At 59.4% G+C, this 9,027-nt stretch carries 7 protein-coding genes; 4 read left to right on the forward strand and 3 right to left on the reverse strand.

The genetic code is table 11. The annotated features are described in order from the left end of the window. The coding region (locus tag B7L71_RS00630; protein ID WP_139790009.1) for a transglutaminase family protein at nucleotides 1–1,825 on the reverse strand (1,825 nt) is incomplete at its 3' end. Between the two features lie 408 nt (nucleotides 1,826–2,233). Here B7L71_RS00630 and B7L71_RS00635 point away from each other — a divergent pair. After that, a complete protein-coding gene (locus tag B7L71_RS00635) occupies nucleotides 2,234–3,718 on the forward strand; it encodes a circularly permuted type 2 ATP-grasp protein (protein ID WP_081135171.1) in 1,485 nt (494 codons plus the stop codon). Nucleotides 3,719–3,722: 4 nt separating this feature from the next. Further along, the gene (locus tag B7L71_RS00640) at nucleotides 3,723–4,721 is read left to right on the forward strand and encodes an alpha-E domain-containing protein (protein ID WP_016916450.1); all 999 of its coding nucleotides are present in this window, start codon (nucleotides 3,723–3,725) and stop codon (nucleotides 4,719–4,721) included. On the opposite strand, the gene B7L71_RS00645 is transcribed toward B7L71_RS00640, so the two are convergent. Further along, nucleotides 4,722–5,783: a zinc-binding metallopeptidase family protein gene (locus B7L71_RS00645; protein ID WP_081135172.1), complete on the reverse strand. Its 1,062-nt coding sequence runs from the start codon at nucleotides 5,781–5,783 to the stop codon at nucleotides 4,722–4,724. It lies immediately after the preceding gene. Between the two features lie 223 nt (nucleotides 5,784–6,006). Between B7L71_RS00645 and B7L71_RS00650 the strand changes: the two genes are divergently transcribed. Then, nucleotides 6,007–7,503 (forward strand): CoA-acylating methylmalonate-semialdehyde dehydrogenase, encoded by a 1,497-nt coding sequence (locus B7L71_RS00650; protein WP_081135174.1) that lies wholly within the window; start codon nucleotides 6,007–6,009, stop codon nucleotides 7,501–7,503. 60 nt (nucleotides 7,504–7,563) lie between these two features. Here the strand turns inward: B7L71_RS00650 and B7L71_RS00655 are convergent, their stop codons facing one another. Next, nucleotides 7,564–8,253 (reverse strand): hypothetical protein, encoded by a 690-nt coding sequence (locus tag B7L71_RS00655; protein WP_016916454.1) that lies wholly within the window; start codon nucleotides 8,251–8,253, stop codon nucleotides 7,564–7,566. A 174-nt stretch (nucleotides 8,254–8,427) separates the two neighbouring features. Here B7L71_RS00655 and B7L71_RS00660 point away from each other — a divergent pair, with 174 nt between their 5' ends. Continuing rightward, entirely contained in the window at nucleotides 8,428–9,015 is a 588-nt protein-coding gene (locus B7L71_RS00660) for a peroxidase-related enzyme (protein WP_081135175.1), read from the forward strand. Nucleotides 9,016–9,027: the final 12 nt, after the last annotated feature.

Consider the following 9,027-nt stretch of genomic DNA (forward strand, 5'->3'; position numbering starts at 1 on the left):
CGGCGGCGCTTGGCTGCTGCTGAACGGCTTCGCCTTCCGGGTGGCTATGGCTGGGGTGCAGGCTCTGGCCATGGCGCTCGGCGCTGGTGAAGCGGTGCTGTTCGGCATTGCGGCGCGCCACTTCGCCGTGAATATCGCCCAGCGCAGGCCGTGGTGCAAACAGCGACTGGGGCTGTGGCTGCTCTTCCGGGTCGGCCCAGGGGAGCGCCGACAGCGGCAGACGCAGGCCCATGGGGGAGTCGCCTGGCACCAGGAACAGGTGATCGCGTTTGAGCGGCCAACGGCCGCTTTCCCAGCGATGAGACTGGGAAATCGAGTGACGCAGCGGGAGCGCATAGCCCACGACGGCGCCCAGGTCCTGCTCCAGCAGACGTGCCAGACGGCGGCGTTCGGCATCGTCTTTCAGGTCGGCATTACGCGGGTCGACGCTGACCGGCAGGGTCTGCTCCTTCCAAAGGTAGTAGTAGGCATCTTCGTAGGCGGGAATCCAGTGGCGCTGCGCCACGCCCAGACGCTCGCCCAGCGTATGGATGAAGCGCTCTACCATGGCGTTGTCGACCTTGGCGTGGGGCGCGCCTTCGGTGCTGGCCAGCCACTTGGGGTCGCGCCACAGGGGCGCGCCATCCTTGCGCCAGTAACAGGCCAGCGCCCAGCGAGGCAGCGGTTCGCCAGGGTACCACTTGCCCTGTTGCTGCTGAATGACGCTACCGGCCGCGTAGGCTTCCTGCAGTCGGGTCAGCAGCGCCTCGGCGCGCTCACGCTTGTGCTCGCCCAGCGCTTCGGTGTTCCACTGGGGGCTCTCCATGTCGTCGATGGAAACGAAGGTCGGCTCGCCCCCCATGGTCAGGCGAACATCCTGCTGCTGGAGGGCCTCATCCACCTGGTCGCCCAGCGCCAGAATGGCCTGCCACTGCTGATCGTTGTAGGGGCGGGTGACGCGCGGGTCTTCGTGGATGCGCTCCACGCGCATCTCGACATCGAATTCCACTTCGCACTTGTCGGAGAAACCGGTAATGGCCGCGGCGCTGCCAGTGGTGGGGGTGGCGGCCAGCGGAATATGCCCTTCACCAGCGAACAGGCCGGAGGTGGGGTCCAGGCCCACCCAGCCTGCGCCCGGCAGGAAGACTTCGGTCCAGGCATGCAGGTCGGTAAAGTCCACCTCGGTACCGCTGGGGCCATCCAGCGCTTTGACGTCCGGGGCCAGCTGAATCAGATAGCCGGATACAAAGCGAGCCGCCAGCCCCAAATGGCGCAGGATCTGTACCAGTAACCAGGCGCTGTCGCGGCAGGAACCACTGGCCAGAGTTAGGGTTTCTTCACAGCTTTGTACGCCGGGCTCCATACGCACCAGGTAGCTGATGTCCTGTTGCAGACGCTGGTTGAGCGCCACCAGAAAATCGACGCTGGTGGTGGGCTCCCGAGGTACTTCCTTAAGCCATGCTTTTAGGCGCGGCCCTGCTTCGGTGACTTCCAGATAGGGGCCTAGCTCCTTGAGAAGCTCATCGGAATAATGGAACGGAATTTTTTGCGCGGCATCGTCGAGAAAAAAGTCGAAAGGGTTGATGACCGTCATGGGGGCCACCAGCTCGACGGCAATGGTGAGTTCCTTGCGTGGCTCTGGAAACACGATACGCGCATTAAAGTTGCCAAAGGGGTCTTGCTGCCAATTCAGAAAGTGGTCATCCCCTGAAATATTCAGCGAGTAGGCATCGATATGAGTACGGCAGTGGGGGGCCGGGCGCAGGCGGACGACATGGGGTGACAGTTTGACAGGGCGGTCAAATCGATAGGTCGTGCGGTGATGCAAGGCAACGCGAATGGTCATGAGCCACCCTCAAATAAAAGCGTAAATTCTCGCAGCTACTGATGAGCTGCGACGCAACAAGACATTTACCCAAGAGTATCGTTGGAGTTGAACTTTTTTGCAGCTGCAATATGCCTCAAGGCGTTTAAGAAGTGTGGAAAATTGTTATCGCACTAAATTGGTGCTTTTTTTATGTGTCTTTTTGGTTGGGGCACTAAATTGGTTCAGGTGGCGTATGAAAAAAACATCAGTGCTCAGAAAAGCGGGCATGTTTTATCAAAACTCAGCGTCATAGCGTTGAAAAATCGGGGAAGGTGGTACGCGTCTTGCGTGGTTATATAGCCCAATAAGTACGTCGATTGCACGCGGCAGGCCTACACTATTGTTCAAGGAAGTTGCCGCTTCCACCCCAGCGCCAGGAGAGCGCCCATGAGCCAAGTCAATTGGAACAACTATGCGTGCCGTGATTTTTACGATGAGTTGCTAGAAGCGCCAGGTAAACCCAGAGCTTCTGCCGATGAGCTTTGTAATATGCTGGCTCGGTTTAGCGCCGAAGAGTTAGCGGAAAGAAAAACCGCTGCGGAAATCGCCATTCGTACCATGGGGATTACGTTTACCGTGTATTCCGAAGGGGCAATGATCGACCGCGCCTGGCCATTCGATATTGTGCCCCGGATCATACCGGCCCATGAGTGGCGCAAGACGGAAGCCGGTTTAAAACAGCGCGTCCAAGCACTCAATCTCTTTATCGACGATCTTTATCACGATCAGAAAGTGGTCAAGGACAAAGTGCTGCCTGCGGAAGTGCTTGCTCAGTCGGCTAATTTTCGCCCGCAGTGTGTGGGCATTAACCCGCCCCATGGTATCTGGGCGCATATTTGTGGCTCTGATTTGGTACGCGGCGGCGATGGCACACTCTACGTGCTGGAGGATAATCTGCGGATTCCTTCCGGGGTCTCCTACATGCTGGAAAACCGCAACGTCACCAAACGGGTGCTACCTGAGCTGTTTGCGTCGGGCAAAATCCTGCCAGTAGACGACTACGTGGCGCAGCTGTATGACATGCTGGCGGCCATGTCTCCCCGTCCCGGCGATGACCCTCAGGTCGTGGTATTGACCCCCGGCATCTACAACTCGGCCTATTTCGAACACGCCTATCTTGCCCAGCAGATGGGGGTCGAGCTGGTGCAGGGTAGCGACATGCTGGTGGACGACGATGACGTGGTCTACATGCGTACGGTGGAGGGGCTGCGACGGGTGGATGTCATTTATCGTCGTGTGGATGACGAGTTTCTGGACCCTGAAGCCTTCAATCCGCATTCGATGCTGGGCGTGCCTGGGCTGATGCGCGCCTGGCGGGCGGGCAAGGTGGCGTTGGCCAATGCGCCAGGGGCAGGCGTGGCAGACGACAAGGTGGTCTACGCCTTCGTGCCCGAGTTGATTCGCTACTATCTGGATCAGGAGCCGCTGCTGCCCAACGTGCCCAGCTACCTGTGCATGTTCGATGACGACCGCAAGTACGTACTGGATCACCTCGACGAGCTGGTGGTGAAGCCTGCCAATGAGTCCGGGGGCTACGGCATGCTGATCGGGCCTCGCTCCACCAGGGAAACCCGCGACGAGTTTGCCCGCCTGATCAAGGAGAACCCGCGCAACTACATGGCCCAGCCTACGCTGGCGCTCTCCACCACGCCCACCCTGGCCAACGGCTTGCCGCAGCCGCGTCATGTGGACCTGCGCCCGTTCATTCTCTCCGGCCCCGAAACCCATGTCACCACGGGTGGTTTGACCCGCGTGGCACTGGTGGAGGGGTCGCTGGTGGTCAACTCGTCCCAGGGGGGCGGCAGCAAGGATACCTGGATCGTCGAGGTCGATGAGAACGCGGCTGATGCCGCCGAGCAGGAAGGAGTCTAACGCCATGCTGTCACGCGTAGCTGAAAACCTGTACTGGATGGCGCGCTACATCGAGCGGGCCGAAGACACCGCGCGGCTGCTGAGCGTCAATAGCCACCTGATGCTCGACCTGCCGCGCCACCTGCCGTTGGGCTGGGCGCCACTGATCGAAATGACCGGTACTCTGGATGCGTTTAACGAGCGCCATTCCAGCTTTGACGAGCGTAGCGTAGTGCATTTTTTGTGTGCCGATGCGCAGAATGGCAGTTCGATTCTTTCGGCGCTGGCCAGTGCTCGGGAAAACCTGCGCACTACCCGAGACGTGGTGCCCAGGGAGATCTGGGAGGAGGTCAACCAGCTCTATTTGAGCGTGGCCGACCATGCGGAAAACGGTGTCAGCCCGCGCCGTCGCGATGCCTTCCTGAAGAACGTGATTCGCGGCTGCCAGACGCTGACTGGCCTGATCGAAGGCACCTTGAGCCATGGGCCGGCCCGTACCTTCATCCAGTTGGGCAGACATCTGGAGCGGGCCGACATGACCACGCGTATTGTGGACGTACGTTCCGCGAGCCTGCTGCCCCAGAACCCCGAAGAGCTATTGCCGTTCGAAAACCTTCAGTGGATGAGCGTGCTCAAGTCGCTGACGGCCTATCAAATGTACCGTCAGGAAGTGCGGCTGAGAGTGCGGGGCCCCGATGTGCTGCGCTATCTGCTGCAGGACCCGAACCTGCCGCGCTCGATTGCCTGTAGCCTGGAAACGCTGGGCCATGAGCTACAGCTACTGCCCAGGCAGGACCGGGTGGCCGCCACGGTGTCGCTGGTGCGTGCCGATGTGGTCGATGCCGATATCCAGGCGTTGGCTCACTCCCCCAGCAAGTTGCATGCGTTCGTGGATGAGCTACAGATTGGCTTTGCCGCGATCCATGACACGCTCAGGGCAACGTACTTCGTGAATAGCGACAACGTGCCCAAGGTGACCCAGCGACAAAGTCAGGGCCACCTGGGGGATCATGATAACGATTGATCAAGTAGATCGAGCGTTAGCGCTGGCGCTGTGTACTAACTCATGAAGGTACGCCAGCTTGTCACGCACCGGGGGAGGCAGTACCCCCGGTGCCAGGTCCAGTAGCCCCATATCACGGTTGAGCTCATTGACGACCATCCCCACCTGATGAAACGCTCTTAACATGCTGTCCAGCGTGCCGTCATATTCGGCCCGTGAAATCCCCATGTGTAGAGCGGTGTCCAGCACGGCCACCATGTCCAGATAAAACGCAAAGGTTTCGGCGAAGTCCTCCCACGGGTGCATGGCGGCATAGGCAGAAATGAACCGTGTTGGCCAGTCGGCCGGCGCGCCTTGCTGATAGTAGGTTTCCAGCGCATCACCGTAGGTGGGGGCGTTATGGTCGCCAAACACTCGGACGCTGGCGGCCTCATCCTGATCCTTGACCAACAAGTCCCAGTAGTAATGCCCCACCTCATGGCGAAAATGACCGATCAGGGTGCGGTGGGACTCGTTCATGTCCACCCGCAGTCGCTCACGCTCGACGTCGTCGGCTTCCTTGACGTTGATGGTGATATGGCCGTTGGCATGGCCGGTATAGACCTTCTCCTGATTCGCCGTGGAGCGCCAGAGCCCTTTGTCAGGGAGGGCGTCGGCCATGAACGAGAAGCTCAAGGGGACGCGAATATCATCGCCCTGGGTTCCGTGGGGGAGCTTGAGAATCTCCAGGGTGTGGAACAGACGACGCTTGGCAGCTTCCAGTGCGGCCCAGCGCTCGCGGTGACCCTCTACGTTCAGGTCGGGAATCACATCGTTGTAGCGGCAGCAGTCGCACAGCGTGTCGGCTTCGCCTTCGGTCATGATCACCATGCGGTTGCATACGTTCTCTACCGCGTAATTATGGCACTTCATCAAGAGGGTGCCGCAGCCTTCGTGGGTGCAGCGGTATCCGCCGCCTTCCAAAGGGGCCAAGGCAACGATATTGCTGCAGGCCGGGCACCAGCCGACTTCCGACTCACAGGCAACACAATGGGTGTTCTCGAAGAACAGCGGGTTGCCGCACTGGCAATTGAACGCTTGCATGGATACCTCCTTGTGGAAAGCCACGTTATGCATCGTCGATAGGCAGGTTGAGAAGGCGCCCTGACAGCATAGCGAGGCTCTTTCCTTGAGGGAAAGGCTATTTCCCCAGTGCGGTGAATTTAGCTTTATCGAGTGGCTAATTGACGTTTACGTCAACTTGCTGATATACCCTAGGGGCTCCTTATTCAACCCCATAACAAACACAACCACGAGGAACGTCTGTATGTCCGTTCGCCAGATACCCATGTATATCGATGGCCAGCCGGTCGAGTCGCAAAGCCAGGAGTGGCGCGATGTCGTCAATCCGGCGACCCAGCAGGTCGTGGCCCGGGTGCCTTTCTGTACCCCTGACGAGGTAGAGCGTGCCATTGCCAGTGCCAAAACCGCGTTCAAGGAGTGGCGCAAGGTGCCGCTGGGCAAGCGCATGCGCATCATGCTGAAACTTCAGGCCCTGATTCGTGAGCATACCGCGGAACTCGCCGCGCTGATCACCGAAGAGCATGGCAAGACGCTGCCTGACGCAGAAGGCGAAGTAGGCCGCGGGCTGGAAGTGGTCGAGCACGCCTGCTCGATTGCGTCTCTGCAACTGGGTGAACTCGCCGAAAACGCGGCCAATGAGGTCGATGTGTATACCATGCATCAGCCGCTGGGCGTGGGCGCCGGGATCACGGCGTTCAACTTCCCCATCATGCTGCCTTGCTTCATGTTTCCGCTGGCCATTGCCACGGGCAATACGTTCGTTCTGAAGCCTTCCGAGCAGGACCCCAGCTCGACCATGCGGCTGGTGGAACTGGCCCATGAGGCGGGTATTCCGGCGGGCGTGCTCAACGTGGTGCATGGCGGGCCCGAAGTTGCCAACCAGATTGCCGACCATCAGGACATCAAGGCGCTGTCGTTCATTGGCTCTACCCATGTGGGATCGCTGCTGTATGGCCGTGCGGCGGCGGCAGGTAAGCGTATGCAGTCCATGATGGGGGCCAAGAACCACTGTGTGGTGATGCCGGATGCCAACCGTAGTCAGGCCATCGACAGCCTGCTGGGGTCGGCCTTTGGGGCAGCGGGTCAGCGCTGTATGGCCAACTCGGTGGTGGTGCTGGTAGGCGAGGCGCAGGAGTGGCTGAGCGATATCGAAGCAGGCGCCCGTAGCATGAAGGTCGGCCCCGGTACCCAGCGGGATGCCGACCTGGGGCCGCTGGTGTCTCCTCAGGCCAAGGAGCGTGTCGAGCGCTTGATCACCGCCGGTGAAAAAGAGGGGGCCACGCTGCTGGTGGATGGCCGAGGCTACACAGTAGAAGGGTATCCGGAGGGCAACTTCGTGGGGCCGACGCTGTTTGCCAACGTCACGCCGGAGATGACCATTTACCGGGAAGAAATATTCGGTCCGGTGCTATGCGTGGTGGGGGTCGAGACGCTGGATGATGCCATCGACTTCATCAACGCCAACCCGAACGGCAACGGCACGTCGATTTTCACCAACTCGGGCTGGGTGGCGCGCCGATTCGAAACCGATATCGACGTTGGTCAGATCGGTATCAACGTGCCGATTCCGGTGCCGGTGGCCTATTTCAGCTTCACCGGCTCTCGGGCTTCCAAACTGGGGGATTTGGGCCCCAACGGCAAGCAGGCCATCGCGTTCTGGACGCAAACCAAAACGGTGACCGCACGCTGGTTCGAGCCCGAAAACGTCTCCAGCGGCATCAATAGCACCATTGCGCTCTAGATATTTGGCGAACCGCTGACGCATCAGGGGCCCTCTGCCACGGCAGAGGGCCCCTGGGGATCAGACGGGTTCGAAAAGTGGCAGGCTGTCGCGCAGGAGCTGTTCTATAGGCTCCAGTTGGCTTTCATGCAGCACCAGCAGGTAAGGAGCATCCTGTTCATCGTTGAGTGGCGCAAGGAGTGCAAACTCGCCCTCTTCAAGATGGAACTCATGGATTTCTCGCAGCCCGTGGGGAGTTTCGCACTGAGAGCAGCGATAGGTGTCGTCTTCGCCGTACACCAGGCGGTGATACATCTTGAACAGCGTGTACAGCGCTAACCCCCCTTCGAACGCTTGCCAGCGAGCGGGTGTTTCTCGAATGTCTTCGTTCAAGACCAGACCTTCGGCCTCGGCATCGGCAATGGCGTCGGCCAGCGGTTCTGCCAGAATGGCGCTGCCATCGGCGGGCAGCGGTGCATTTTGCTGATTCGCCGCCGTAAAGCGCGCAGCAGCAGCATGAAAATCTGCCAGGCTGTTGAGATGGAAGTCCGCATGTTGCAGGTCGGCTGGCTCGAAACCGCCGTTCTCCCAGCCGTGAATGACACGTAGCGTAATTTGACCCCGGGCGATGGGGCGGGCCAATAAGGCATGAAGCATGATACGGATATGCAGCTGGCGTTCATCCGTGTCGTTTTCGAACGCACGGTAAGGGTCGGCGAACAATGCATGCAAACGCCCCGGCGTGTGCTCTCTTGCTTCAGAATAAGACATGGTGGTTTCCCTGTTACAGACGCCGTTTGCTCAACGCTGCCTTTTTTATGAAATACAGTCGATAAGAGTATGGCGAGCCTCAAGGTGTAATGAAAGTCTAATCCGTTAGCATTTTGTTAACCATGACCCCGTATCGCGCAAGGCGTTTATCAACACGACAAAAAAGAGGTAAGCATGTCTGCGTCATTAAGCCGTTTTAAAATTCCCGAAACCCTGGACGACCTGCCTGACGACATTCGCACGGCCATATTGGCGGTTCAGGAAAAAGCCGGGTTCGTGCCCAATGTGTTCCTCATGTTGGCCCACCGTCCAGCGGAGTTTCGCGCCTTCTTTGCCTACCACGACGCCTTGATGGAGCGGGAGTCCGACACTCTGAGCAAGGCCGAAAAGGAAATGATTGTGGTCACTACCAGCGCGCGCAATCGCTGCCTTTACTGCGTTGTGGCACATGGCGCGCTGGTACGTATTTACACCAAAGACCCTCTGTTGGCCGATAACGTTGCCATCAACCACCAGGCGGCGGGGTTGAGCGAGCGGCATCGGCGCATGCTCGATTTTGCGCTACACAGCGCCATCGAGCTGGGCGAGCTGACGCCCGAATGGCAAACCCGGCTGGCGGAAGTGGGCTTTACGCTGGAGGATTGCTGGGACATCGGTGCCGTGGCCGCCTTCTTTGGCATGTCGAATCGTCTGGTCACCCTGGCAGGCACGCCGCCCAACCCGGAGTTCTACCTGATGGGGCGCGTGCCCAAACCTGCCTAGGCCAGAGCGCAG

Source organism: Halomonas sp. BC2, assembly GCF_002078115.1.
GTDB lineage: Bacteria > Pseudomonadota > Gammaproteobacteria > Pseudomonadales > Halomonadaceae > Vreelandella > Vreelandella stevensii.

What these genes read in the sequence shown, in the direction of transcription:
- B7L71_RS00635 (WP_081135171.1), top strand. Translation starts at nt 2,234, where the DNA reads ATGAGCCAAGTCAATTGGAACAACTATGCGTGCCGTGATTTTTACGAT.
- B7L71_RS00640 (WP_016916450.1), top strand. Translation starts at nt 3,723, where the DNA reads ATGCTGTCACGCGTAGCTGAAAACCTGTACTGGATGGCGCGCTACATC.
- B7L71_RS00645 (WP_081135172.1), bottom strand. Translation starts at nt 5,783, where the DNA reads ATGCAAGCGTTCAATTGCCAGTGCGGCAACCCGCTGTTCTTCGAGAAC.
- B7L71_RS00650 (WP_081135174.1), top strand. Translation starts at nt 6,007, where the DNA reads ATGTCCGTTCGCCAGATACCCATGTATATCGATGGCCAGCCGGTCGAG.
- B7L71_RS00655 (WP_016916454.1), bottom strand. Translation starts at nt 8,253, where the DNA reads ATGTCTTATTCTGAAGCAAGAGAGCACACGCCGGGGCGTTTGCATGCA.
- B7L71_RS00660 (WP_081135175.1), top strand. Translation starts at nt 8,428, where the DNA reads ATGTCTGCGTCATTAAGCCGTTTTAAAATTCCCGAAACCCTGGACGAC.